At 63.3% G+C, this 24,780-nt stretch carries 26 protein-coding genes; 14 read left to right on the forward strand and 12 right to left on the reverse strand.

Annotation, left to right across the window (positions count from 1 at the left end):
- The first annotated feature begins 222 nt into the window (after nt 1-222).
- On the forward strand, nt 223-903 hold the full coding sequence (locus BB347_RS13910; RefSeq protein WP_076583225.1) for a class I SAM-dependent methyltransferase: 681 nt from the start codon (nt 223-225) through the stop codon (nt 901-903).
- A 232-nt stretch (nt 904-1,135) separates the two neighbouring features.
- Here BB347_RS13910 and BB347_RS13915 read toward each other — a convergent pair whose 3' ends face one another.
- Nucleotides 1,136-1,729: a DUF1684 domain-containing protein gene (locus BB347_RS13915; protein ID WP_076583227.1), complete on the reverse strand. Its 594-nt coding sequence runs from the start codon at nt 1,727-1,729 to the stop codon at nt 1,136-1,138.
- Nucleotides 1,730-1,797: 68 nt separating this feature from the next.
- Nucleotides 1,798-2,037, reverse strand: coding sequence for a DUF7127 family protein (locus BB347_RS13920; RefSeq protein WP_076583229.1), 240 nt, complete (start codon nt 2,035-2,037; stop codon nt 1,798-1,800).
- A 213-nt stretch (nt 2,038-2,250) separates the two neighbouring features.
- Here BB347_RS13920 and BB347_RS13925 point away from each other — a divergent pair, with 213 nt between their 5' ends.
- Nucleotides 2,251-4,626 (forward strand): ATP-dependent DNA helicase, encoded by a 2,376-nt coding sequence (locus tag BB347_RS13925; RefSeq protein WP_076583231.1) that lies wholly within the window; start codon nt 2,251-2,253, stop codon nt 4,624-4,626.
- Nucleotides 4,627-4,672: 46 nt separating this feature from the next.
- Here BB347_RS13925 and BB347_RS13930 read toward each other — a convergent pair whose 3' ends face one another.
- The 5 genes from BB347_RS13930 to BB347_RS13950 form a co-directional block, all read right to left on the reverse strand.
- Complete coding sequence (locus BB347_RS13930; RefSeq protein ID WP_076583233.1) at nt 4,673-4,984, reverse strand: DUF7521 family protein; 312 nt, start codon at nt 4,982-4,984, stop codon at nt 4,673-4,675.
- Between the two features lie 63 nt (nt 4,985-5,047).
- Nucleotides 5,048-6,187, reverse strand: coding sequence for a thiamine ABC transporter substrate-binding protein (locus BB347_RS13935; protein ID WP_076583235.1), 1,140 nt, complete (start codon nt 6,185-6,187; stop codon nt 5,048-5,050).
- 136 nt (nt 6,188-6,323) lie between these two features.
- Nucleotides 6,324-7,682: an ABC transporter permease gene (locus BB347_RS13940; protein ID WP_076583237.1), complete on the reverse strand. Its 1,359-nt coding sequence runs from the start codon at nt 7,680-7,682 to the stop codon at nt 6,324-6,326.
- A complete protein-coding gene (locus BB347_RS13945; protein WP_076583239.1) occupies nt 7,682-8,443 on the reverse strand; it encodes an ABC transporter ATP-binding protein in 762 nt (253 codons plus the stop codon). Before BB347_RS13945 ends, BB347_RS13940 begins: the two co-directional genes overlap by 1 nt.
- Nucleotides 8,444-8,486: 43 nt before the next feature.
- Nucleotides 8,487-8,894, reverse strand: a complete 408-nt coding sequence (locus BB347_RS13950; protein WP_076583241.1) for a DUF5788 family protein — start codon at nt 8,892-8,894, stop codon at nt 8,487-8,489.
- Between the two features lie 162 nt (nt 8,895-9,056).
- Between BB347_RS13950 and BB347_RS13955 the strand changes: the two genes are divergently transcribed.
- The 3 genes from BB347_RS13955 to rpiA all read left to right on the forward strand — a co-directional run bounded on the left by BB347_RS13955 (nt 9,057) and on the right by rpiA (nt 11,617).
- Nucleotides 9,057-9,989, forward strand: coding sequence for an ABC transporter ATP-binding protein (locus BB347_RS13955; RefSeq protein WP_076583243.1), 933 nt, complete (start codon nt 9,057-9,059; stop codon nt 9,987-9,989).
- Nucleotides 9,986-10,840 (forward strand): ABC transporter permease, encoded by an 855-nt coding sequence (locus tag BB347_RS13960; RefSeq protein ID WP_076583245.1) that lies wholly within the window; start codon nt 9,986-9,988, stop codon nt 10,838-10,840. The genes BB347_RS13955 and BB347_RS13960 overlap by 4 nt, the downstream gene beginning before the upstream one ends.
- A gap of 69 nt (nt 10,841-10,909) precedes the next feature.
- Nucleotides 10,910-11,617 (forward strand): ribose-5-phosphate isomerase RpiA, encoded by a 708-nt coding sequence (rpiA, locus tag BB347_RS13965; protein WP_076583247.1) that lies wholly within the window; start codon nt 10,910-10,912, stop codon nt 11,615-11,617.
- An 11-nt stretch (nt 11,618-11,628) separates the two neighbouring features.
- Here rpiA and BB347_RS13970 read toward each other — a convergent pair whose 3' ends face one another.
- Nucleotides 11,629-12,048: a hypothetical protein gene (locus BB347_RS13970; protein ID WP_076583249.1), complete on the reverse strand. Its 420-nt coding sequence runs from the start codon at nt 12,046-12,048 to the stop codon at nt 11,629-11,631.
- Nucleotides 12,049-12,260: 212 nt separating this feature from the next.
- Between BB347_RS13970 and fni the strand changes: the two genes are divergently transcribed.
- The gene (fni, locus tag BB347_RS13975; RefSeq protein ID WP_076583251.1) at nt 12,261-13,322 is read left to right on the forward strand and encodes a type 2 isopentenyl-diphosphate Delta-isomerase; all 1,062 of its coding nucleotides are present in this window, start codon (nt 12,261-12,263) and stop codon (nt 13,320-13,322) included.
- Nucleotides 13,323-13,543: 221 nt separating this feature from the next.
- Here the strand turns inward: fni and BB347_RS13980 are convergent, their stop codons facing one another.
- Nucleotides 13,544-13,711, reverse strand: a complete 168-nt coding sequence (locus tag BB347_RS13980; protein ID WP_005578700.1) for a DUF1931 family protein — start codon at nt 13,709-13,711, stop codon at nt 13,544-13,546.
- 388 nt (nt 13,712-14,099) lie between these two features.
- On the opposite strand from BB347_RS13980, the gene larB reads away from it, so the two are divergent.
- The 6 genes from larB to BB347_RS14005 all read left to right on the forward strand — a co-directional run bounded on the left by larB (nt 14,100) and on the right by BB347_RS14005 (nt 18,526).
- On the forward strand, nt 14,100-14,873 hold the full coding sequence (gene larB, locus BB347_RS13985; RefSeq protein ID WP_076583253.1) for a nickel pincer cofactor biosynthesis protein LarB: 774 nt from the start codon (nt 14,100-14,102) through the stop codon (nt 14,871-14,873).
- Nucleotides 14,874-14,985: 112 nt separating this feature from the next.
- Nucleotides 14,986-15,135 (forward strand): DUF7563 family protein, encoded by a 150-nt coding sequence (locus BB347_RS19380; protein ID WP_168170958.1) that lies wholly within the window; start codon nt 14,986-14,988, stop codon nt 15,133-15,135.
- A gap of 91 nt (nt 15,136-15,226) precedes the next feature.
- Nucleotides 15,227-15,505, forward strand: a complete 279-nt coding sequence (locus BB347_RS13990) for a GIY-YIG nuclease family protein (protein WP_076583255.1) — start codon at nt 15,227-15,229, stop codon at nt 15,503-15,505.
- Nucleotides 15,506-15,592: 87 nt separating this feature from the next.
- Nucleotides 15,593-16,525, forward strand: coding sequence for a hypothetical protein (locus BB347_RS13995; protein WP_076583257.1), 933 nt, complete (start codon nt 15,593-15,595; stop codon nt 16,523-16,525).
- 80 nt (nt 16,526-16,605) lie between these two features.
- Nucleotides 16,606-18,003 carry a phosphoglucomutase/phosphomannomutase family protein gene (locus BB347_RS14000; protein ID WP_076583259.1) on the forward strand — a complete coding sequence of 466 codons (1,398 nt, stop codon included), beginning with the start codon at nt 16,606-16,608 and terminating at the stop codon, nt 18,001-18,003.
- 157 nt (nt 18,004-18,160) lie between these two features.
- On the forward strand, nt 18,161-18,526 hold the full coding sequence (locus tag BB347_RS14005) for a hypothetical protein (protein ID WP_076583261.1): 366 nt from the start codon (nt 18,161-18,163) through the stop codon (nt 18,524-18,526).
- A 97-nt stretch (nt 18,527-18,623) separates the two neighbouring features.
- On the opposite strand, the gene BB347_RS14010 is transcribed toward BB347_RS14005, so the two are convergent.
- Nucleotides 18,624-19,562: a S24/S26 family peptidase gene (locus BB347_RS14010; protein ID WP_076583263.1), complete on the reverse strand. Its 939-nt coding sequence runs from the start codon at nt 19,560-19,562 to the stop codon at nt 18,624-18,626.
- Between the two features lie 141 nt (nt 19,563-19,703).
- Here BB347_RS14010 and BB347_RS14015 point away from each other — a divergent pair, with 141 nt between their 5' ends.
- Complete coding sequence (locus BB347_RS14015) at nt 19,704-21,272, forward strand: DNA-directed DNA polymerase II small subunit (protein WP_076583265.1); 1,569 nt, start codon at nt 19,704-19,706, stop codon at nt 21,270-21,272.
- A 93-nt stretch (nt 21,273-21,365) separates the two neighbouring features.
- Complete coding sequence (locus tag BB347_RS14020) at nt 21,366-22,124, forward strand: hypothetical protein (RefSeq protein WP_076583267.1); 759 nt, start codon at nt 21,366-21,368, stop codon at nt 22,122-22,124.
- Nucleotides 22,125-22,243: 119 nt separating this feature from the next.
- Here the strand turns inward: BB347_RS14020 and BB347_RS14025 are convergent, their stop codons facing one another.
- Together BB347_RS14025 and BB347_RS14030 are read right to left on the reverse strand one after the other, a co-directional pair.
- The gene (locus tag BB347_RS14025) at nt 22,244-23,926 is read right to left on the reverse strand and encodes an acyl-CoA synthetase (RefSeq protein WP_076583269.1); all 1,683 of its coding nucleotides are present in this window, start codon (nt 23,924-23,926) and stop codon (nt 22,244-22,246) included.
- Between the two features lie 210 nt (nt 23,927-24,136).
- On the reverse strand, nt 24,137-24,574 hold the full coding sequence (locus tag BB347_RS14030) for a hypothetical protein (RefSeq protein WP_076583271.1): 438 nt from the start codon (nt 24,572-24,574) through the stop codon (nt 24,137-24,139).
- Nucleotides 24,575-24,780: the final 206 nt, after the last annotated feature.

A 24,780-nucleotide genomic window follows, 5' to 3' on the forward strand; every position in this document is an offset into this window, starting at 1 on the left:
GAAACCATCGATCCCATCAAGCGGGCGAAAGAGATTGATCTGTAGAAACTGCTCTCTGCAACCTTCTCTAATATCAATTCAACTGATTCACACACTGGTTGCCGACACGCCTGGCGATCGGGTTGGTAACACTTGCAGTGGCTACGATTGTTTCTTAGTGGATTCGAACCCCCTTCACTTCGAGTCGAACGCGTTTTGATCGCCGAGCGTGAGCACTCGAGTATGAGCGTTCGCGAGGAGTTCGACGAGTGGGCGACGAGCGGCCGCGACCGAGGGATGGAAGACCGTCACTGGCACACCGCAAAACACGTCCTCGCGCGGATGCCGGTGGAGGCTGGCGACACGATTCTCGACCTCGGATGCGGTAGCGGCTACGCCGGCCGGGCACTGCGGGACACGAAGGACGCGGGCCGTGTATACGGGCTCGACGGCTCACCCGAAATGGCACGCAACGCAGCGGGATACACCGACGACCCCGTCGTCGGCTTCCTCGTCGGTGATTTCGACGAGTTGCCGTTCGCCGACGACTCGATCGATCACGTGTTTTCGATGGAGGCGTTTTACTATGCGCCCGATCCACGCCACACGCTCGAGGAAGTCGCACGCGTGCTTCGTCCGGGCGGGACGTTCTACTGCGCCGTGAACTACTACGAGGAGAACGTTCACTCTCACGAGTGGCAAGACAACATCTCGATCGAGATGACGCGCTGGGATCGCGAGCAGTATCGCAACGCGTTCCGAGAGAGCGGACTCGCAGTCGCCGAGCAGGACCACGTTCCGGATCGCGAAATCACGATTCCAGCCGAGGCCGAATTCCCGCTCGAGGAGTGGGACACGCGCGAGGAGATGGTCGAACGGTATCGAGAGTTCGGGACGTTGCTCACCGTCGGCGTTGCGCCGTAACGATCTGTCCGACCCAAGCGATGGCGCGGCGAACCGCCTCCTGCTCGTTCGAGACACCCAATGAGACGGCCCGCCATTTCGACTCGAGGTATCTTCTCCGGCAACCCCCTCGTTTCCACTCGAATTCCGCCGCTTGTGGTGATTTTTCGCGCGAGTAACGGACTCGAAACGGTCCCGGGGTCGACGAGACAGGCTGGATCCGAAACCGCCGTCAGCGAGCGTGATGGTCACGCTATCCGTTCCGTTCGCCGGCGGGAATCGTCACTTCGAGCCAGTTTTCCTCCGGCGGGAGGGGACAGTCGAACGTCTCGCTGTAGCCACAAAACGGCGTGTACGCGATGTTGAAGTCGACGGTAATCTCGTCGCCGTCTTCGAGCCCCCGATCGGGAGCTAACTCCATGTACCGTCCGCCCTCGTAGCTCTGTTGACCGGTCGTTTTGTCTCTGAAGGGGACGAACAGTGGCTCGTCGTTGGGGCTCTCGAGTTGGTAGGCTGCGAGTTCGTACGTACCGTCCTCGAGTTCCGCGTCGGCTCGAGTGAGGTCGAACTCGAGGGTCGCGACGCGAAGATAGCGCATCTCTCTGCCCGCCGTCGTCTCCATCAGGACGACGTCGGGGTCCTCGTGAACGGTCGCCGTCGCGGTGACGCGGTAGTCGAGGTCGAGCTCGAAGTACTCGAGTCCGTCGAACGTCTCGCGGTCTTCCGGCGGAACCGGTGACTGGGGATGTTCCGCGAAGAATTCGTCCTTTTCGGCGCGTTTGGACTCGAGTTCCTCGCGCCAGCGGTCGGCGTCGACGGCCGAATCAGAATCGTCGGATTCGCTCATATCGGTACGAGGGCGGCAAAACGGGAATGGGTTGTGTTTCACCCGCGTCGGCGAGCCTGACGCGGCGGTTACTCTTTGATCGTGAGCACGCCGTTGTTGACGGTGATGTCGCTGGCTTCGGGTGGCAGTTCGAACTCGAACTGCTCGTCGTCGGTTACGATGAGCGCGACGGAGTCGACGACGTCGATCGCGACGTTCTCACCGGTGTCGCCGAAATCGACGGCGATGATGCTTCCGTCGTCGTACTCCTGGGTGCGAACGACTGCACCGTCTCGATCGACTTCGCGGAGGGACTTGGGGACTTTCACGGTTATACTGTGGTGGCCAATACTGGTAAGGACTACGCCGGCAACGTCCAGCCGAAACACTGAAATACGCGTCACATTACCCGTTTCGAGGCTTCTTTCGACAACCGAGGGGCGGCAAGTTCACTCGCACTCGAGCGCCTCACATTTATCACTGATAAGGGAGCCAGTCTGGTTCGTCACAGCTATGGACGACCGACGACGAGTACGGAACCCATGACGGACTGGCGTTCGATCTTCGGCCACCGCGAGCCCTACGACGAGCAAGTCGACGGCATCGAATCCGCTATCGACACCGCTCGAGAGGGCGGCTATACCGTCATCGAAGGGGCCTGTGGCACCGGGAAGACGATGATCGCGCTCACCGCCGGGATCGACCTCGTTCGCGACCCCGACACCGACTACGAGCGCGTCTTCGTTCTCACGAGCGTCAAACAGCAACTGCGCCAGTTCGAAACAGACCTCGAGACGATCAACGAGAATTTGCCCGACGACTGGAACCCCGTCTCGGGGCTCACGCTCGTCGGAAAGGCCGACGTCTGTCCGTACAACCGCGAGGGGAAAGCTGGCATCGACGACGGCAACGTCTACGACCGCTGTGAGACGCTCCGTGATCGAACCCGCGACCTCACCGGCGAAGGCGGCGACACGACCGCACAGAACCTCGCCACACGCGCTCGCAGCCAACAGATCGGACTGGCGGACAGCGGCTCTCGTGGTGGCGGAACCAGCCAGTTCCTCGAGACCGCGGGCGAACCGACACCGTACCCGCCGGATCTTCCGGAGTACGGCGAGGGCGGCCCGGTAGGTGCCGAAACCGAGTACTGTCCGTTCTACGCGCAATACCTCGAGGACCTCCCCGAGGATGGCAGCGACGGTGACGCAGTCGAAGCCGTCCCCTACGACTTCACCGAAGCGGGAATGCTCACGCCCGAAGACCTGGTCGCGCGCTCCGTCGCCCACGGAACCTGCCCGCACTCGGTGATGGGGGCCGTGTTGGGCCACGTCGAGGTCGCCATCGGAAACTACTACCACGCGTTCGATCCCCAGACGACCGGGTCGTTCACCGGGGCACTCCTCGATGACTCGACGTTCGTCGTCTGTGACGAAGCCCACATGTTAGAGCCCCGCGTGCGCGACCTGGTCAGCGACGGCGTGGGAGACCGAACCCTCCGAGACGCCGAAGGCGAACTCTCTCGAGTCATCCAGCCGGTCAAGTTCGAACGCGAGGGGAGACAGGCACAGGGTGGCTCGAAGACGGCCGACGCAGACCTCGTCAGGGCGGAACTCAACGACAGCGACGTTACCTACGACGAACTCACCCGAACGCTCGAGTTCGTCCAGGACGTTCGGAGCGAACTCGACCGACGAGTGACCGCGTTTCTCGACCGGAAACACAGGGGGTGGCAGTCGAACCTCGCGGAACTCGACGATGCCGAGATTCCGCTTCGCGACCCGGCCGAGCCCGCGGAAGACGAACTGACAGAGTGGGCCCGAACGGAAGGGTACAGCGACGTCGATTGGGTTCGTCTCGAATCCGTCGGTGCCGTCGTCGAGCGAATTTTGAACGAAGCCGAAGACGAAGATAGAACTCGCGCAGCCCCCGCCGTCGGTCGCGTCCTGGGCGAGTGGTACCGACGCGGTCACACCGACTACTTCCGAGAGATCGAACTCGAGCGGACGTGGGACGACACTGAGCCGTCCGATTCGTGGCGACGCGCGTACAACGCTCGTCTCTCCTTGCACAACTGCGTGCCGAGCGACGCCATCGGCGACCGACTCGCCTCCTTTGGCGGCGGCATCCTCATGAGTGCGACCCTCGAGCCGATGGACGCGTTTACCGACGTGACTGGTTTGCAGTACCTCGAGCGCGAAGAAGACCGTCCGGTCGTCGAACGACGCTACGGTCTCCACTTCCCGGCCGAAAACCGCGAGAGTTTCGCGGTTGCCGCACCGAAGTTCACCTACGACAACCGCGGTCCTCCCGGGGACGAGAACCCGACTCGAACGCACTACGTGGACGCCATATCGAAAGTCGGCCGACTTCCCGGCAACGTCCTCGTCGGTATGCCGAGTTACGCCGAGGCCGACTGGATCGCGAGCGCGCTCGAGGGGCGCCTCGAGAAACCCGTCTTGCTCGACGCGGCGAGCGACGCCGAGACGACCCAGTCGCTCAAACGCGAGTTCTTCGACGGTGACGGCAAGGTTCTCGTCACGAGCCTCCGGGGAACGCTCACCGAGGGCGTCGATTACAGCGGCGACCGCCTCTCGGCGGCCGTCATCTGTGGCGTTCCGATCGTCAACACCTCGAGTCCGCGGACGAAGGCGGTCCGACGGGCCTACGAGGACGAATTCGGCGACGGGTTCACCTACGCGCTCACGATTCCGGCGGTCAGAAAGGCTCGCCAGGCGATCGGCCGTGTCATTCGCTCTCCACAGGATGTCGGCGTCCGCGTGCTCCTCGACGAACGGTACGCGCGCGATAGCTGGGATTCGGTTCGACCGTTCCTCCCCGACGATGGCGAGTTTCAGGCCGTCAGCCCGGATATGCTCGAGATGGGTCTCGATCGGATTCGGCCGCGTCTCGAGTAAGCCGTCGGTCCCACCGACGTCGGTCTCGTTTCGACCGCTCGAGTCGTTATTCGGACTGACGAATCGTGACGGTGGTCGTCATCGACGTCTCGGCGTACAGCGAGTACAGGACGATTCCGAACCCGCCAGCGGTGAACGAACTCTGAATCGTGACGCCGAGGGCGACGTTGTCACCGAGGAGGTGGACGAACGCACCGAAGACCGACCCGGCGACGATGAAGCCAAACCCGATCGCGAGCGCTCGCAATGCGCCAGACCCGGTCCGACGAAAGGCGCGGTAGGCGAGTAACGCGACGGCCCCGCCCGTGAGGACCGTTGCGGTGTTCGCGACCGCGATGAGGAGAACGTACTCGTCCATACTGCTGGTGAGTACGCCGCCGTGCTCGAATGTACCGATTGCCGCGTGAAAAACGAGCAGTGACTACTCGTTCTCGAGGACGTCGTCGCCGACGCGGTCGTCCCACTCCTCGAGCCAGTCGGTGACGGATCCCTCGAGGTCGTCGTAGCCCAGCGCGACGGGATCAGACGGTTCGCGAGCGATGCCGTCGAACGCCGAGTCGGTGTCGATGCCGTCGATGACGGGGAACTGGAGATTTCGGTGAGCGAGTTCGGATTGGGCTTCTTCCGTGAAGATCGTGCTGAGAAAGCCGTAGGCGAGATCGGGTTCGGTCGCCTCTTCGAAGATCCCCATTCCCTCGGGGAGCGCGTACCCTTCGTCGTCCAGAAATGCGACCTGATGACGCGAGGTATCGTCTGCTTCTCTGGCGGCGAAGGCGGGATCGGTCGAGTAGGAAACGACCATTGGGCGCTCCTCCTCGAGGTAGGCACCGACGTACGAGTCGCTCCAGGACCTGTGGATGTCGACGTCGGCATCGACGAGTTGTTCCCACCACTCGAAGGCGTCGTCGGCCCCCATCGCGTCGATCGTCCACAGGAAGAAGGCCTGTCCCGGGTTGGACGTTCGCGGATCCTGCGCGAGGAGGGTGTCCTCGTACTCGCCGTCCAACAACTCCTCGAACGTCTCTGGTCCCTCGAGTTCGTTCCCGTCGTAGACGAGGTTCACGAAGCCCGTGTCGAAGGGCAGCGCTCGACCGAGTGGATCCCCGAACTCGTACTCGTCTTGGATTTCGTCGACGCCCTCGACTCGCTCGAGATTGAGTTCGCGAAGGAGACTCCCTTCCTCGATTCGCTCGTCGATTCGCGCGAGGTCGCCGACGGTAAAGCCAAAGAGCACGTCGACGTCGATTTGGCCGCCGTACTCCGAGCGGCGAATGTAGTGGTCGACGCCGCCGTTTGGAACCACCCACTCGAGTTCGGCGTCGGGGAACTCCTCCGTAAACGCCTCCTCGAGCCACTCGCCGGCCGGGTTCGGACCGTCGACCATCGAACGGTACGTCGCGACCCTGAGCGTGCCGTCGTATCGCGGCTCGTCGGGCTCTGGATCGCCGTCGTCGCCGTTCGGTGGCTCGTCGTCCCCGTTTCGCGTCAGACAGCCGGCGAGTCCAGCCGTGGCTCCCGTCCCGACGCCGCCGAGGGCACGAACGACCGTCCGGCGTTTCATCCTGCGAGACTACGTAGTGAAGACGTAAGTCTCGTTCCCAACCAATCGAATTTCACACATATTTGTTGAAAAACAATTTCTGATTGGGCCTCGAGCGACGGCTCCACATCCGTCCGCGACGTCGTACTCGTCATCGTCACTCGTATCGGAGCGCGTCGATCGGATCCGTGCGCGCCGCTCGCCAGGCCGGATACAGGCCTGAGAGGATTCCGACGAGGACGCCGACGACAATCGCCAGCGCGACGTATTCGTAGGGGTAGACCAGCGGTAGATCGATGTACCAGACGCCGAGATAGCCCGCGGCGAGGCCGAGAATCGTGCCGATGATCGCTCCGACGACGCCGAGAATTACCGCTTCTGCGAGGAACAACCCCAGAATCTCTCGGTTTTGGGCCCCGACGGCCTTCATGATCCCGATTTCGCGGGTCCGCTCGGTGACGGAGACGAGCATGATGTTCGCGATGCCGATGGACCCGACGAGCAACGAGAGCGCCGCGATACCGACGATAAAGTTCTGCAGGAGACCCAACACGTCCTCGAGTTGCTGGAGCAACTCCGTGCTCGTCTGGAGGGTTACCTCGAGGTCATCGTCGAGTAACTCGCCGGCGTCGGAGTCCTCGCTCTCGAGGTAGGTGGTCGCACTCTCCTGGGCACGATCGATCGCTTCCTCGTCGGCTGACTCGGCTTCGACGACGATGGCGAGGAAACGAGCGTCCGCCATCGCCTGATCGTCCTCGCTGCCGTTCGCGCCAGCGTTCTCGTCGGTGGCTTCGTCCCCTTCGGTACCCTCCCCGCCGCCGGCGTCACCGTCACCCCCGGCCTCGCCTCCTGGAAGCTCTCCTGCAGCGTCTTCGGTGTAGTAGGGGTCCGTCGGGACGTACACTCGCGGCGACGGCTCGAATCCTTCGAAGGGACTCAGCCCCTCCGACGTTTCGGTGATGCCGACGACGGTGACGCTGGTCTGCTCGCCACCCTGTAACGCGACGGTTAGTTCATCGCCGGTCTCGAGATCCTCCTCGAACTGGCCGGCGACGGCGGGGTTGACGACCGCCTCGCGTTCGCCCTGTTCGAACTGTCGACCCTCCTCGAGCGTGTCGTCTCTGATGTACGTCGGCCCGGCCGCGACCAGCGCGTCGCTCTGTGGAGAGAGTTCGTCCTCGTAGACGAGCGCCTGCGTCGAAATCGGCATGTAGCCGTAGGCGGCGTCGATATCCTCGTCGTCGGAGAGCGTCTCGAGGTCGTCCTCGCTGAAGACGGGTTGTGCACCGGCCAGTGGCCCACCTTCGGTGTCGGGGTCGCTCGCCCAGCCGTAGCTGTTGCGCTGGTCGTCGGGGCTAATGTCGCCGATGACGCCCGCCTGCAGGCTCGCTCCGAGCGTGACGAACGCGATGACGGCTGCGATGCCGATCACGATGCCGAGGGTCGTCAGCGTCGAGCGAAGTTTGTGCCCGCGAATCGACCGCCAGGCGAGTGCCAGACTCGCGCCGAGACGCATCAGTGGCCTCCGTATGCGTCGCCCCGCTCGTCTGCGCCATCGGTTCCGTCGACAGATTCGACGCGCTCGAGCGTTCCATCGAGCAGGTGAACGATTCGCTCGGCGTGGGTGGCGACGTGACGTTCGTGGGTCACGACGACCATCGTCGTCCCGGCCTCGTGGAACTCGGCGAAGAGTTCGAGCACGTTCGCGCCGGTTTCGGTGTCCAGATTACCCGTCGGCTCGTCAGCGAGGACGAGTTCGGGTTCGTTGACGAGCGCGCGAGCCAGCGCCACTCGCTGGCGCTGCCCGCCGGAGAGTTCGTTCGGGTGGTGGTCCGCTCGATCCGCGAGGCCGACGCGTTCGAGTAACGTGCTCGCTCGTTCACGGCGTTCCGCTCGGCCGACGTTTCGAAACAGCTGTGGCATCGCCACGTTCTCGAGGGCGGACAGCCGCGGCATGAGGTTGAACGTCTGGAAGACGAAACCGACGGTCGTCCCGCGGAGGGTCGTTCGCTCGGCGTCGCTTAGACCGCCAACGTCGCGGCCGTCGACCACGACGGTGCCGCTCGTCGGCGTGTCGAGACAGCCAACGAGGTTCATCAACGTCGACTTTCCCGAGCCACTCGGGCCCATGATCGCCGTGTAGGACCCTCGCGGAATTTCGAGCGAGACGCCGTCGAGCGCGTGAACTGGCTCACCGAGGTGGTAGGTCTTGTGGACGTTCTCGAGGGAGACTGCCGACCCGGAGTCACCGGTAGTCGCTGGGTCCGATGTCGCCATGGGTCTCCGACCACAGCGGGGGCGAAAAAGGTTCGAGTGGCTTTCAGCGTCGGATCGAGTTCACGAACTCGAGCCAGCGTTCGTGGCCGTCGAGCGAGGCCGTTCGCGCTTCCTCCGCGAACCGATCTCGTCGCAGGCTCCGCAGTGCGTTGTGCGCGCGGTCGATGCCGACGATCATCTCGACGAGTTCCTCGCCTTCCGCCCGATCGATCGGTGCCGACTCGAGGCGTTCGACGAGTCGTTTTCGCTCGTCAGTTAGCTTCAGTTCCGTCTCCCGGAGCACCGGCTTCACGTCGTCCGGGACGCCGTCGACCTTGCGCGTCTCGATGAGGAACTCCTCGAGTGGGAGTTGTGCTTCTCCGACAGTGATGGTGTCCGGCAGTTCCTGTCCGATGGTCGCACTCTGGCTATTCGCCCGCTCGAGGAGTGTTCGTCGTTCGGTCGTATCCATCATCGTGATCGTATCGACTGGCCGAGTGGCTCAGTCCACTGCTGGCCGAATGGTTCGGTCCATTGCCGGCTGGGTGACTCGATCCAGCGACCTTCTCGATAGTGACTCATCCAGTGCAATAAGCTATGTCTTTTGAGAAATAACTACTGACTAATACAAACTATGGAGACGATCGATATTTCCAACGTGACGAAACGATACGGGTCGGAGACCGCGCTCGAGGACTTGTCCCTCACCGTCCAACGCGGCGAAATATACGGCTTCCTCGGCCCGAACGGAGCCGGCAAGTCGACGACGATTAACTTGCTCCTCGACTTCATCCGTCCCACGAGCGGCGACGTCCGCGTCTTCGGCCTCGACGCTACCGACGACACCCTCGAGATTCGGTCTCGAACCGGAATCCTGCCAGAAGGCGTCGCGTGTTACGATCGACTGACTGGTCGCCAGCACGTCGAGTTCGCCATCGAATCGAACGATGCTGGCGACGATCCGGACGACCTCCTCGAGCGAGTCGGGATCGCCGACGCGGCCGACCAGAAAGCCGGCGGCTACTCGAAGGGAATGGCCCAGCGACTCATGCTCGCGACGGCGCTCGTGGGCGAACCGGATCTCCTCATCCTCGACGAGCCGTCGACGGGACTCGACCCCAACGGCGCTCGCGAGATGCGCGAGATCATCCGCGAGGAGAACGCTCGTGGTGCGACGGTCTTTTTCTCCTCGCACGTCCTCGGCCAGGTCGAAGCCGTTTGCGACCGAGTGGGAATCCTCCGAGACGGCCAGTTGATCGCCGAGGATACCGTCGACGGCCTTCGAGACTCGATGCCGAATCAGACCCAACTCCGTCTCCATCTCGATCGAATTCCCGAGGACGCTTCGGCCGCACGGGCGGCGCTCGAGTCGCTCGAGGGGGTCTCGAGGGTGACGACGGACGGATCGACGGTCGTCGTCACCTGTGGAGACGGTACGAAGACGACCGTCATGCGGACTATCGAGGAGTACGGCGTCACCGTCGAGGACTTTGCAACCGACGAATCGTCGCTCGAGGATCTGTTCGTCGCGTACACCGAGGGCGATGCTCGAGGGGTGGCCCAATGAGTGCGATCACCGTCGGGAAGAAGGAGTTTCGAGACGCCGTCCGCTCGCGAAAGCTGGCGCTCTTGACGGCCGTCTTCGCCCTGTTCACGCTCGGCGGCGCGTATTTGGCGTCGTGGGCGGGCGACCTCTTCGCGGAGGTCGACGGCGAGGGTGCCCAGTCGACGACGGAACTCGTCCTCGCACTGCAGAGTCCCGCGGGATTTCTCGTGCCGATTATCGCGCTAGTATTCAGCTACGCGGCGATCGCTCGCGAGCGGGAGCGAGGGAGCGTAAAATTCCTGCTCGGACAGCCACACAGTCGTCGCGAGGTCGTCGCGGGCAAAATCCTCGGTCGATCCGCCGTCGTCGCCGTCTCGATTCTCGTCGGATTCGGCGTGGGTTTCGTCGGACTCGTCGTCTTCGTCGGGTCGGTGTCGATCGTCGACTACCTGCTGTTTACGCTCGTGACGATGCTGTTCGGGGCCGTCTACGTCTGTATCGGCGTTGGGATCTCCGCGATGACGCGGTCGACGACGACGGCCGCAGTCGGGGTCGTCGGGCTGATCGTCCTCTTCTGGATCGTCTGGGGTTCGCTCGCGCAGGGACTGCTGTTCTGGCGGGAGGGAAGCATGATGGTCGACCCGATGCCCGAGTGGTTCGTGAGTTTCGTTTCTATTCCGCCGGATTCGGCCTACAGCAGTGCACTCAGTGTCGTCCTCGGTGAAGGCGGATTTGCGATGGCAGACGTCTATCAAACGGAGCGCGTCCCGCTGCTCGCCGAGCCTTGGTTCGGCTTCGTCCTGCTCGCACTCTGGGCGCTCGTCCCGGTGGCGATCGGCCTCTGGCGCTTCGATCGAGCGGACCTCTCGTAGCCCGACGTCTCTCTCGAGTCGACTCGAGAGTGTGCAACGTTTTTCTCGGTCCCTACCCACCATAGACGCATGAAAACGACGGGCGGTTCGGACGCAGCGAAGCGCCGAGCGGGTGAACGCGCCGCCGAACGGGCCGAAGACGGATTCGTCGTCGGATTGGGAACCGGATCGACGACCGCCTACGCGATCGACGCGCTCGGTCGGGCTATCGACGACGGCCTCGAGATCCGCGGCATTCCAACCTCCTTTCAATCCCGACAGACGGCACTCGAGGCGAGCGTTCCGCTGACGACGCTCGAGGAAGTCGACGGCGTGGACCTCGCGATCGACGGGGCGGATCAGGTCGCAGACGATTCGACGGCCGACGCCTACGGCGCGTTGATCAAGGGCGGGGGCGGCGCGCACACCCGCGAGAAACTCGTCGACGCGGCTGCCGACGAGTTCGTCGTCGTCGCCGACCCCTCGAAACTCGCGCCGACGCTCGAGCGATCCGTGCCGGTTGAAGTCATTCCTGACGCCTACAGCGTCGTCTCCGAGCGCGTTCGGGAGTTAGGTGGCGACCCGACGCTTCGAGCGGCGGAGTGCAAGGACGGCCCGGTCGTCACCGACAACGGCAACCTCCTGTTGGACTGTGCGTTCGGATCGATCGACGACCCCGAGGGGGTGGCGTCGACGCTCGCTCGAGTCCCAGGCGTCCTCGAGCACGGCCTGTTCGTCGACCTGGCCGATATCACGTACGTCGGGACTGACGACGGCGTCGAGACGCGCGAGTACTGACGTTCAGACACTCACTCGGAGGCTGAAACGAGAGACTCGTCCTCGTCGGTGGTTGCACGTCTCGAGAACAGTGCGACGGCCACGTAGCTCGCGCCGAGTACGCGTGCGGTAGGAAGCACCCACGGTTTCACCTCGAGATCGTCCGGGTTCTCGTAGGCGACGCGAAGCCCCACCTCGAGCGCCCGCCGCGAAAGCACTGCGAGGACGAATCCGAGCGCGGCGAGCGGGCCCGAGAGTGCACGGATGCTGTGAGGGCTGCGAACGAGGAGCAAACAGAAAACCGCTCCTTTGAGTCGAGCGATCGGCACCGTCCACGGCCGCCGCCGTCCCACGTCGGCGTTTTCGAACGCGAGCCGCTCGACGGTTTCGACGAACGGGTTCGGAACGACCGCCACGAACAGTCCCGCCGCGAGCGCGAGTAGTCGTCGCATACGGCCTCTACGCGTTCCACCCGCATTAACTGGTCCCACACGTGACGCTCGAAGAGCGACTCGAGCGTCGACGGGATTTTGCTCGTCCTCTCATCCTCGTGGTGGCCGGCAACGACGGGTCCTCTATTCCCTCGTTTGTACCGACGTGCGGGCGTCGAGCAGATGGACACCTTTTCAACACCGTCACACCATCGTTCGGGTGAGACGATTCGATGCCCGAAACATCCGACCGGAAAGACGACCACATCCGAATCATCGAGGAAGAAGACGTAGAGACGACTGGTGCCGGATTCGCCGATATCGACCTCGTCCACGAGGCGTTACCGGAGATCCACCGCGACGAGATCGACACCGCCACGACGCTGTTCGGTCACGAGTTGTCGGCACCGATCGTCATCGAGAGCATGACCGGCGGCCACCCAAACACGACGAAACTCAACCGGGCGCTGGCCGAAGCCGCCCAGGAGACGAACGTCGCCATGGGCGTCGGGAGCCAACGCGCCGGCCTCGAACTCGAGGACGAAGCGTTACTCGAGTCCTACACCGTCGTCCGGGACGTCGCCCCCGATGCCTTCCTCTACGGCAACGTCGGCGCAGCACAGTTGCTCGAGTACGACGTCGACGACGTCGAGCGCGCCGTCGAGATGATCGACGCCGACGCGATGGCGATCCACCTCAACTTCCTGCAGGAGGCCGTCCAACCCGAGGGTGATATCGACGCACGCGGCTGTCTCGAGGCGATCGAACGCGTCACCGAGTCGCTCTCGGTTCCGGTCGTCGTCAAGGAGACGGGCAACGGCATCGCCCGCGAAACGGCACGGCGATTGGCTGATGCCGGCGTCGACGCGATCGACGTCGCTGGACAGGGCGGGACGACCTGGTCGGGAATCGAATCCTATCGGGCGGCGGCCGTCGGCGCGTCGCGACAGGAACACGTCGGCCAGTTGTTCCGCGCCTGGGGCGTCCCGACCGCGGTCAGCACGCGAGAAGCCGCGTCGGTCCACGACTGCGTCATCGCCAGCGGCGGCGTCCGCTCGGGCCTCGACATCGCGAAAGCGATCGCCCTCGGTGCCCGCGCAGGCGGTCTCGCGAAGCCGTTTCTCTCTCCGGCCGCACAGGGAACCGACGCCGTCGTCGACCTGATCGAAACGCTCTCCCTCGAGTTGCGAACGGCGATGTTCGTCACCGGCTCTGCGTCCGTTTCCGACCTCCAATCCGCCGAGTACGTGGTCACCGGTCGAACGAACGAGTATCTCGAGCAGCGACGATCGTAGCTGGAGAATTCACGTATCGCGTCGTATCCGGTTAGGGTGTCTGTTCCTCCGAGTCCACCACGCTCACACACTTTCGAATGAGCCAGATCTGTCGAGTTGGAGCGCTCGAAGAACTAGGTGGTACTCACAGAGCGACCAATCTCGTCGATCTGGTCGGTGACCAGTCGATAGCGGTCGCTTACGGGGTGTAGCGTCAATAAAAGAATTCTTACTGGCGTCCCTTACAGGTCGCGTGGCTGGACCGTCTTCCGGTCGTTTGCTTCGGCACGTCGGGCTGCGTCTTCGAGAAGCTCGTCGACTTCCTCGTCGAGTGCTTCGTAGAAGTCCGAGGCGACGTTCTTGTCATCGAGCGCTTCCTTTACGGCGGCTTTGACGATAAGGTCTGCCATACGATGTACGGATTTCGTGTTACCCAATATAAAGATTTTGGTTGTGGGTCGGAATACGGGGGTTGCAGCGGTTGCGCTGCCCGTTTCGATAGCCGATATCACCGGAAAGTATATGACTAATGAGTCGGGTGCGGTGACCGATCCCCCGTGAGACGGCTCTCGGTGGCTCGCGCGCGCTCAGTGGTGGCTGCAGCGCCCCTACCGGCGGTTGCATGTGTTTACCTCTCTCGGTTGGGCGTGTAGTTGCACTTCTCGCCGCACTACCGACCCCAGTACCATCCTCACGAGACGCGCTCTCGCAGGCTGGTTCTCGGCTTGAGCGACGGTGGCGTGTCGCTCCGTCGTGCGACCCGACGGATTCGAGTATATCCGTTCCCTCACCCCCAATATGCGCGAACTCCTCGAGTCAGTCGCTGACGGTTCACTCTCACCGACGGAAGCAGAAGCAGCGCTCAACGGGTACGTGACCGGTGAGGCTGGCCGATTCGACGCGGCCCGGCGACAGCGACGTGGTATTCCGGAAGCGATCTACGCCGAAGGCAAGTCGGCCCCACAGGTGGTTGCACTCGCCGAAACGGCACTCGAGACCACCGATCGGGCACTGATCACACGAATCAGCGACGAACAATTCGAGGCTCTCGAATCGACGTTCGCCGACTCTGCACCCGACGCGACGCTCGAGCGGTACGGGTCGACGGTTCGCGTCCTCGGTGCCGAGTTCGAACAGCCCTCGCTCGAGGCGACGGTCGGAATCGTCACGGCAGGAACCGTCGACGGACCGGTCGCCGACGAAGCACAGGTCGTCTGTACCGATGCCGGCGCGACGGTCGACCGCGTCGACGACATCGGCGTCGCCGCCCTCAACCGTACGCTCGACCAGGTCGACAGGCTCCGCGATGCCGACACGCTCATCGTCGCCGCTGGCCGCGAGGGGGCACTCCCAACCGTCGTCGCCGGACTCGTCGATACGCCCGTCATCGCGGTTCCCGTCTCGAGTGGCTACGGTCACGGCGGCGACGGCGAGGCCGCGCTGGCTGGGCTGTTGCAGTCGTGTACGGTCCTCTCGGTGGTCAACATCGACGCCGGATTCGTCGCTGGGGCGCAGGCGACGCTCATCGCTCGCGCGATTGACGCTGCTCGAACCGACGATGGCTCTCGCTGAAAATCGAAAATATTCTTCGGAAACCAAAACTTGACTCTGGGAACGGAGAAGCACTTTTGTCCGTTCGGCGAGTAATTGTTCGTACCGGCCCCGCCGGTGTGACCACCACCCAATGCCTACCTGTGATCACTGCGATGCGCACGTCTCCGAGCGCTTCGCACGCGTCTTCGCTGATGAGAACGGCGAAATTCACGCCTGTATCAGCTGTTCGGCCAATGCAGGGATCGCCGAAGCGTCACGAAACCGCGAACGAGGTGCGTAGGCTCGCACCCCTTGCCCGCGTCATCGTCATCGACATCGTCGGTTCCCTCGGTACGAGCACTTTTTAGACTACTAGCACGAGCGAACGCACGATGAGCGAGCGCGAGCGTGAGCACGAAGACGAACGCGAACACGTCGTTTACGTCCTCGAGTGTGCCGATGGGTCGCTGTATACCGGCTACACGACCGACCTCGAGCGGCGAGTCGCCGAACACGATAACGGTGAGGGCGCGAAGTACACGCGCGGTCGGACGCCCGTCGAACTGCGTTATCACGAACGCTACGCCTCTCGGTCGGCCGCGATGTCTCGTGAGTACGAGATCAAGCAACTCTCCCGAAGCCGAAAGGAACGACTCGTCGCACTCAAGTGAACTCGCTTCTGTTCGTTCCGATCAGAGTAGTATTCTTCTCTCAAGTACCAAAAAATAGATATCATTTCCTCTCCTGTCTCGTGCTACATGGAGATCGATTTCGTCGAGGACCTCAAGCAGCCGGAGTATACCGGCGAGAACCGGTGTGAGCCGTGTACACTACTGAATCTCGCGATCGCGGTCGCCGTCGGTTCGCTCGTCGCACGGAAGACGAAACTCGGGGGCGCGCTCGCGATCGTCGTCTCGATTGGACTCATTTACCTTCGCGGGTACCTCGTTCCGGGAACGCCGACCCTGACAAAACGGTATCTACCGCCGGAAGTCTTGCGCTGGTTCGGAAAGGAACCGGAACCCGAACTCGCCAGCGGCGTCGGCGGCATCGATAGCGGTGGTTCCCCATCCAACGACGCTACCGACACGCCTGCAGCGGCCGCTGACTCACCGCCCGAATCCAACGGCGAGTCCAGCGGGGACGACGCACCCGAGGAACCGGTCGAACTCGACCTCGAGACGTTCTTTCTCTCTCACGACGTCCTCGAGCCATGTGCCGACCGCGACGATCTTTGTCTCACCGACGCGTTCGAGGCCGACTGGCTCGACGCGATCGACAAAATCGATACCGCTGGCGTCGATTCTGCCGACGCAATCGCCGCGTTCGGTTTCGAAGAAGACCCCGACGAATTCGATATCGAGTCTCGTGAGGACACTCAGTTGCTCGTCGCCTCACACGGTATCGCCGGCCGCTGGCCGTCCCGGCCCGCACTGATCGCGGATATCGCTGCCAGTGGCGTTCTCGAGGAGTGGACACCCGAGTGGGACGATCAGGGACCAGAAACGAAGGGGCAGGTGCTCAACGGACTTCGAATGTTCCTCGAAACCTGTCCGACGAGCGGCGGCGAGATCAGTATGGATGAGGAGGTCGTCGAATCGTGCTGTAGTTCACACGACGTGATCGCCGTCACCTGCGACGAAACCGGCGAACGACTGTTCGAACAGCGTCTCGACACCGTCGGCGCCTGATTCGGCTGCGATCGATCATCGCCGAATCGGGGGCTGGAACAGGGCGTCGCTTTTTTCGCACCCCACAATGAGACACGGGTATGGAGACGATTCGTTTCGGTACCGACGGCTGGCGGGCGACGTTAGAGGAGTTCACCACACCGCGCGTCCGGATGGTCGGACAGGCCGTCGGGACGTATCTCCGCGACGAGGATCTCGAGGGCTCGGTCGTCATCGGCTACGACGCTCGAGAAACCTCGCGGGGCTTCGCGGAGGAACTCGCTCGCGTGGTGTGTGCGAACGGCTTCGATGTCATCATGCCGGAGCGAGACCGACCGACGCCGCTCGTCGCCCACGCGATCGTCGAGCGGGAGCTGGCGGGAGGACTCGCAATTACGGCCTCGCACAACCCACCAGAGTACAACGGAGTCAAATTCATCCCCGAAGACGGTGCCCCGGCGCTGCCCGAGGTGACGGACGCCATCGCCGACCGACTCGCCGAACCCGATCCGCTCCCCGCCGACGAGCACGGCACCGTTCGCGAAGTCGACCTCACCACACCCCACGCCGACGCGACCGTCGACCGCCTCGAGGAACTCGTCGGTCCCCTCGGCCTCGACGGGCAGACCGTCGCCTACGACGCCATGCACGGGAGCGGCCGCGGGACGACGGACGCACTCCTCGAGCGTGCCGGGGCGTCACTCGAGTGCTTGCGGTGTGAACGCGACCCCGACTTCGGCGGTGGGGCCCCTGAACCTGCCCCGGAGAACCTCGAGGCACTTGCCGACCTCGTCACCGACGACGCGACCGAGCCGACGCTCGGTATCGCGAACGACGGCGACGCGGATCGGATCGCACTTGTCACGCCCGAACGGGGCTATCTCGACGAGAATCTCTTCTTCGCCGCGTTGTACGACTACTTACTCGAGTCGGCCTCGGGTGCGGTGATCCGAACCGTCTCCACGACGTTTCTGATCGATCGGGTGGCCGGAGCGCACGACGAAGCCGTCCACGAGGTTCCTGTCGGGTTCAAGTGGGTCGCACAGGCGATGGCCGATAACGACGCACTCGTCGGCGGTGAGGAATCCGGCGGCTTCACCGTCCGCGGGCACGTCCGCGAGAAAGACGGCGTCATGATGGCTCTGTTCGCGGCCGCGATGGACGCCGAAGAACCGCTGGACGAGCGGGTCGATCGGCTGCTCTCCGAACACGGGACAGTCGTCCAGAACAAACGAAGCGTCGCGTGCCCCGATCACGAGAAATCGCGGGTGCTCTCGGATCTCGAGACCGAAATCCCCGACAGCGTCGCCGGTACCGACGTGGACGACGTCAATACGGCCGACGGGTTCAAACTGCAACTGACCGACGGTTCGTGGCTCCTGATCCGCCCCAGCGGCACGGAGCCGGTGTTGCGAGTGTACGCTGAGGCCACGGATGAGCCCCGCGTCGACGAACTGCTCGGGGCTGGCGAGGGCCTGCTCGAGCCACTCGTCGAGTAACGCTGGCTTTCGAACTCTTCGCAGTCGTCTGAGCGAAGTGAGCACCGCCGTCGAAGGTTCGTGGGGCCGTGTTCGAAGGGTCGACGTCGCGAACGCTCGAGGGCGACATGCACAATCCGGGTACTCGTTTACCCGTCTGGCTTCCGATAGGTTTCCTATGAACACTCACGACCGTGAAGACGCCGCGTACACGGAACTCACGCCCGACTCGTGGCACCAAAACGACGACGGCAACTACTACATCGACTGCCCGGAGTGTGGGTCCGCGGCGACGTTGATGAACGTCGTCTCCCACGGCCGCTGTAACGGCTACCTCGACCAGCGCGAAGACGAAACCGAACTGGACGAGGAGTCGTTCGGGTGCACCGCGAAACTCTGGTTCGAACTCGGGTACGTCTCCGACGCCGACCCCGCTGCGACCGATTCCGACGCCGAACAGTCCGAAGACAGCGTCACCACGGGTGAGGGCGTCCCTGCCGAAGGGTCGCCCGCTGGATCGGACGGCACTGTGGACGACGACTAGGAGTAACACTCGTCGACTCCGTGCGTTGGCTCGTCACGCCAGTGGCCCCGCTCTCGAGTGCGTCGCACGAATCGCGTCAGTGAAAACGACTTGATACTCAGTCCCGGTACCGATTCAGCGCGACCCCGACTCCACCAGCAGCGCCCGCTGCGCCGGTCGTCCCGGCGATACCGAGTTGGGTGGCGGCGACGGCGGAGTCACTCGCCGGCACGCTGTCGATAACCGGTCCCGGCGCGAGCATGCCGCCGAGAATCGAGTCGAAGGTCAGACGGATGTGGCCGAGCCACGGGATGCCAAATCGCGCTTTGCCGGTGACCCACTCGGACTTGACGACGTCACTTTGGCCCTCCTGCGCGCCGTACTGCTGGTCGTAACCCTCGTTCGCGTCACCTTTCGTGATGAATCCATCGTGCTGGGCGGGACACGTGTCGATGTCGTCACAGCTCGTGTCGCCGATGATATCGTCGTCGGCTTTCGTGTCGACCCAGTTTTCGCCCTCTTCGACCCAGAAGTGCGCCCGGTGTATGATCGGCGTCTGGTGTTCCTCGCCGTTCGGCTGGAAGACGATCACGTCACCCGGTTGATCGAACCGCTCGTGGCCGTTCTCTTCACCGTCCTCCAGCGGCACGATACCGGTGTCACCGGCAGGATCGTCGCCAACGAAGCGATCCTGATCGATCACGAAGATGAGGTCTCCCTTCTCCATGTTCGGTTCCATGCTGCCACTCTCGACGGCGACTAACGGCGGCCAGATCCCACTGACGGCAAAGAGCAAGAGTCCGATGACCGCAACGATCGCAACGGAACTCAAAATGTCTCGAGCGAAGACGACGTTCCCCTCCTCGGCTTTCAGAAACCAGTGGACGATGCCGTCGTCTTCGATCGTCACTCGGTCGTCGCTGTTGGTCTGGCTGTCCGTCCCCATCCCCTCTGCGGTGTCGTTCCCCGCGTCGTCGCGTCGGTGGGTCCAGTCACCGTCGGTATCGTCACTCGCGGGAGGATCGTCAGGAGAGTCGCCGGGGTTGGGGCCGCTCATCGTCACTGGTTTTGCTAGGGTCTGCAATCAACTTTCTGCTCTCTTGACCCGACCGAGTCGAACACTTCGAGCGAGCCTCGGTTCGCTGGAGGCCGATTTCATTACGGTATCCTTTTTGCTCCGCTCGCGAATACGATTCGTGTGCCACTCGAGGCGTCTGCACGGATCGTCAGCGAACTCACGAGTCGCGGGTACAACGCCGAACGAGAGGCGGTGACCAAACTCGCCGCTGCCGACGATCCGCAGGCGACCGTCGAACGCGTCGTCGACGACCTCCCGCCGGGAACGCTCGTCGTTCGAACCGATCACGTCGAAACGGTTCTTTCTTCGAGCGATCCGGGTGAAAAACCACGTGACGGCGGCGATGTTTCGGGTTCTGACGAGACGACCACCGACCCCTCCGTTTCAACTGGAGATCACCGTCCTGATCCGACAGCCGTGGATGGGGCGGTTCCAGTTGAAACGAAGGGGTCTTCGGCTGGTGGACGATCGAGCGATCCAGCGGTACGGTCACTCGAGATCGACGGCGATATGACCGGTGACAGTACGGGAACGGGGGAATACGATGATTTCGTCGCCGTGTTCCGAGATCGACTCGAGACGTTGGGAGGGAAACTCCGCGGCCGTGTCAATCACCGTCCGGCGACGGCGATTCAGAACATGCCGGGCGGTGGCGAAGTCGGAATGGTCGGATTAGTCAACGACATTCGTTCGACTGCCAGTGGCCACTGGTTGATCGAACTCGAGGACGCGACGGGGACGTTTCCGTGGCTGGTGATGAAAGATCGAGAGTACGCCGATCTGGTCGAGGAGTTGCTCTGCGACGAAGTGTTGGCGATGGAAGGGACGCTGTCGGACGACGCGGGAATCGCGTTCGTCGACTCGATGTACTTCCCGGACGTACCGCGAACGCACGAGCCCTCGACCGCGGACCGTCACGTGCAGGCGGCGCTCATCAGCGACGTCCACGTCGGCAGTCAGGAGTTCATGCACGACGCCTGGAACCGATTTGCAGACTGGCTCCACACTCCCGAGGCCCAGCACGTCGAGTACCTGCTCATCGCCGGCGACATGGTCGAAGGCGTCGGCGTCTATCCCAATCAGGACGAAGAACTCGACGTCGTCGACATCTACGAGCAGTACGAGGTGTTCAACGAGTACCTCAAGCAGGTCCCCGGCGACATCGAGATCGTCATGATTCCGGGCAACCACGACGCGGTTCGACTGGCCGAACCCCAACCCGGTTTCGACGAGGACCTTCGGGAGATCATGTCGGCCCACGACTCACGGATCGTCAGCAATCCCTCGACGGTCACGCTCGAGGGCGTCTCCGTCCTCATGTACCACGGCGTCAGTCTGGACGAGGTGATCGCCGAGTTGCCCGAGGAGAAGGCGAGTTACGACGATCCGCACAAGGCGATGTACCACCTCCTCAAGAAGCGCCACGTCGCGCCCCAGTTCGGCGGGCACACCCGACTCGCACCAGAGGAGGAGGACTTCCTCATCATGGAGGAGGTACCGGACATCTTTCACACCGGCCACGTTCACAAACTCGGCTTCGGCAAGTACCACAACGTGCTCGCGATCAACTCCGGTTGTTGGCAGTCCCAGACGGACTTCCAGAAGAGCGTCAACATCGACCCCGACGCCGGCTACGCGCCGATCGTGGACCTCGATACGTTAGACGTGACGGTCCAGAAGTTCAGTTAACGGTCGCTCGAGGAGCGGACGTTCGGTCGCACGCCGACGCTCGACCGTACGCCGGTCGTGTTTTTATGGCCGCCGTCGTCGAAGTCCGCGGCGATGCCCCCGACGATCGGCGCGCTCTTCCTCGCGGGAGTATTGGCCGCGGTGCACGTTAGCGCCGGCAGACTCCGATTCCTGCAAACCGTTCCTCGGAGCCGGTGGCTCTCGCTGTGTGGCGGAATCTCCGTCGCCTACGTCTTCGTCCACCTCCTGCCCGAGATCACGGACCACCAGTCGCGGATCGTCGAGACGACCGACCCGACGAACGTCGTCCTCGAGGCGACTCACGAACGCTCGCTGTTTATCGCCGCACTCGTTGGCTTCGCGCTCTTTTACGGACTCGAGCAGGCCGCTCGCCGCTCGTCTCGGGGGGTGGCCCGGCGAGCGACCGCCGGTGTGAGGACTCGGCCCGACGCGAGCGTGTTCTGGCTCCACATCGGTTCGTTCGCGGCGTACAACGCGCTCATCGGCTACTTTCTCTTACATCGAGAGGAAGCTGGGCTCGCGAACCTGTTGCTCTACGGGACGGCCATGGGACTGCACTTCGTCGTCAACGACTACGGACTTCGAGAGCACCACCGGGACGTCTACGACCGCCTCGGTCGGTGGGTGCTTGCCGGCGCGATTCTCGCCGGCACGCTGGTCGGCTTTCTGGTCGGCCTTCCGGAACTCGTCCTCAGCCTGCTGCTCGCGTTCCTGTCCGGCGGCGTCATCCTCAACGTGATCAAGGAGGAACTGCCCGAAGACCGCGAAAGTCGATTTTGGGCGTTCGGTGCCGGACTGGCGGGGTACACCGCCGTTCTCCTGGTGATCTGAAGACCGGACGTTTCGGCGACCGTTGGGCGACAGCGAGCGCTGATGACAGCAAGCGCCGACGCAGCGAGAGGTGACGCAACGAGGCCGACGACAGCGAGCGCCGACGACTCGAGGAGATGTCAGGCCGCGTCGGCTTCTCCGTCCGTCTCGTCCCGGAGTTCCGTCCGTCTGATCTTCCCCGTAACCGTCTTCGGCAGTTCCTCGCGGAACTCGACCTCGCGAGGGTACTCGTGAGCCGACAGCTCCGATCTTACGTGCTCTTTGATGTCCTCCTCGAGGTCGGCGGCGGGTTCGACGCCCTCGCTCAGTACGATGTACGCTTTCACGATGTTCCCCCGTTCTCGGTGTGGCTTCGGAACGACGGCGGCTTCGGCGACGGCCTCGTGTTCGCCGAGCGAGCTTTCGACTTCGAAGGGGCCGATCCGGTAGCCCGAGGAGAGAATAACGTCGTCGGCCCGTCCCTCGAACCAGAAGTAGCCGTCCTCATCCTTGCGCGCGAGGTCGCCCGAACAGTACCACCGACCGTCCGGACCGTCGACGAAGCAGCCGGCAGTCTGTTCGGGCTTTTCCCAGTACTCCGCGAAGAAACAGGGGTAGTCCCCGCGCTGGGCGATCTCGCCCGTTTCACCGGGCTCGAGCACCTCGCCAGTTTCCGGATCGACGACCGCGGCCTCGATGCCCGGCAGCGGCTTGCCCATCGAGCCCGGCCGCAGCTCCATCGTCGGGTAGTTGTTGATGATCATGTTCCCCGTCTCGGTCTGGCCGTAGGTGTCGTGGATCGTCACGTCTAGCGTTTCTTCGCCCCACTCGACGACGCCCGCCGAGAGCGGTTCACCGATCGACAGCGCGTGACGCAGGTCCAGCGAGACGTCCTCGAGGACCGCTTCGTGCTCGCGGAGCATGCGGTAGGCCGTCGGGACCGAGAACAACACCGTGATCGGGAACCGATCGAGGAGGTCGGCCCACGTCTCGGGGTCGAACTCGCCCTCGTAGGTGAACAGCGCGGTGCCCCAGTACCAGGCACCGAGGGTGTTGATCGGACCCGTAAGCCAGCCGAGGTCGGCCGTCGACCAGTAGCAGTCGCCCTCCTGCAGGTCGGCGGCGTACCGCTGCGTCGCGGCGACCCCCGTGACCCACCGGTGTTTGTGCAGGACACCCTTTGCCAGCCCCGTCGTCCCGCTGGTGTAGTAGAGCAGCGCGTCGTCCTCGCCGCTCGTCTCGACGGGGTCGTACTCGCGACTCGCGGACTCCATCTCGGTACGGTAGTCGACGTCGTCGCCGCGGTCGTTCGTCCCGTCGTCGCTGACGACGATGACGTGCTCGACGGAGGGCGCGTCCTCGAGGGCGTCCGCGACGGTCTCGCGGTTGTCGGCGGTGGTGACGACGGCCTTCGCGTCGCAGTCGTCGAGCCGGTAGGAGATGCCGTCGGGACCGAACCGTTCGTTGATGCCGCCGAAGACAGCGCCGCGTTTCAGCGTTCCAATGAGCGCGACGTAATGTTCCGGGATCCGCGGCATGTACGAGAAGACGCGATCACCTCGCTCGACGCCCAGCGACTCGAGGACGTTCGCAAACCGATTCGTCCGCTCGGCCAGTTCCCAGAAGGTCGTCGTCGTCAACTCGCCGTCCTCGTCGACCTGATAGAGCGCGACCGACTCTTTGTTTTTGGCGTGACGGTCGCAGACCTCACGAGCGATGTTCAGGCGCTCCGGTGCGTCCTCGGCGGCGGCGTCGTAGAGGTCGTCCCACGAGAAGCCGTCCCGAAATTGCTCGTAGTCGGGCATATTGTACGCTGTTGGCATACGTCACAGTAGCCACCGTTACTGGCAATAATTTCACCGGTTAATACGACGGGGATAGTTATAGAAACAATCTCTGTTTTCCACTGTGAACGCAGAACGCGCCGCTTAGATGGTCGATCGGCGCTACTGGTCGCTTCGAGTGTCGTCGTTTCCCGGCGAAGCTGGCCCGAAACGATCACCGGCGGCTGGTACACCGATCCGGGACACCCACTACGGCTCGAGTCGAAATCGGACCGTCGGTGCGCCGTCGAATTGTGGGCCACGGCCGTGGCGCTCGAAGCCGAGGTCCTCGGCGGCGTTCGTCACGCAGTCGCTATCGGGCGACGTGAGGAGTTCGACGGCCATCGACTCGGATTCGGCGAACCGAACCGGTTCGGCGAGCAGTTGTTTACACGCGTCCGCCGTGCCGTCGACTTGGGTGACGTGAACGGTATCTTCTTTCGCGTCGAAGCTGATGAACCCCAGCAGGTCCTCCGGATCGGAACCGTTGTACTGCGAGCCCGAAACGTCCGCGTTCGGATCGTGCGTTCCGTCTTCGGCGACGCGCACCGTCCGATCGTGAACCAGATTCCGCATTACATCGGTCGGCGAGTCCGCGATCGACGCGAGCGCGTCTGCGTCGGCCTCGAGAGCGTCCCGTACGTTCATTAGCGTGTGGTAATGATACGCACAAATATAAATCCCGCCTGCGCTGGGGCCGAATTGACCGTCTTCGAACTCGAGCGACCCGCTCGAACGCGTCGTTCTCGAGACACGAGTCGTGGTAAAAACGCGGGCGATGGGACACAGTTATCTGCTCGCTCTTGTAACGAACTGGCATATGAGCCACGTGATCCACACGACGATTGATGGGG

It is taken from the genome of Natronorubrum daqingense (assembly GCF_001971705.1).
Classification (GTDB): Archaea; Halobacteriota; Halobacteria; order Halobacteriales; family Natrialbaceae; genus Natronorubrum; species Natronorubrum daqingense.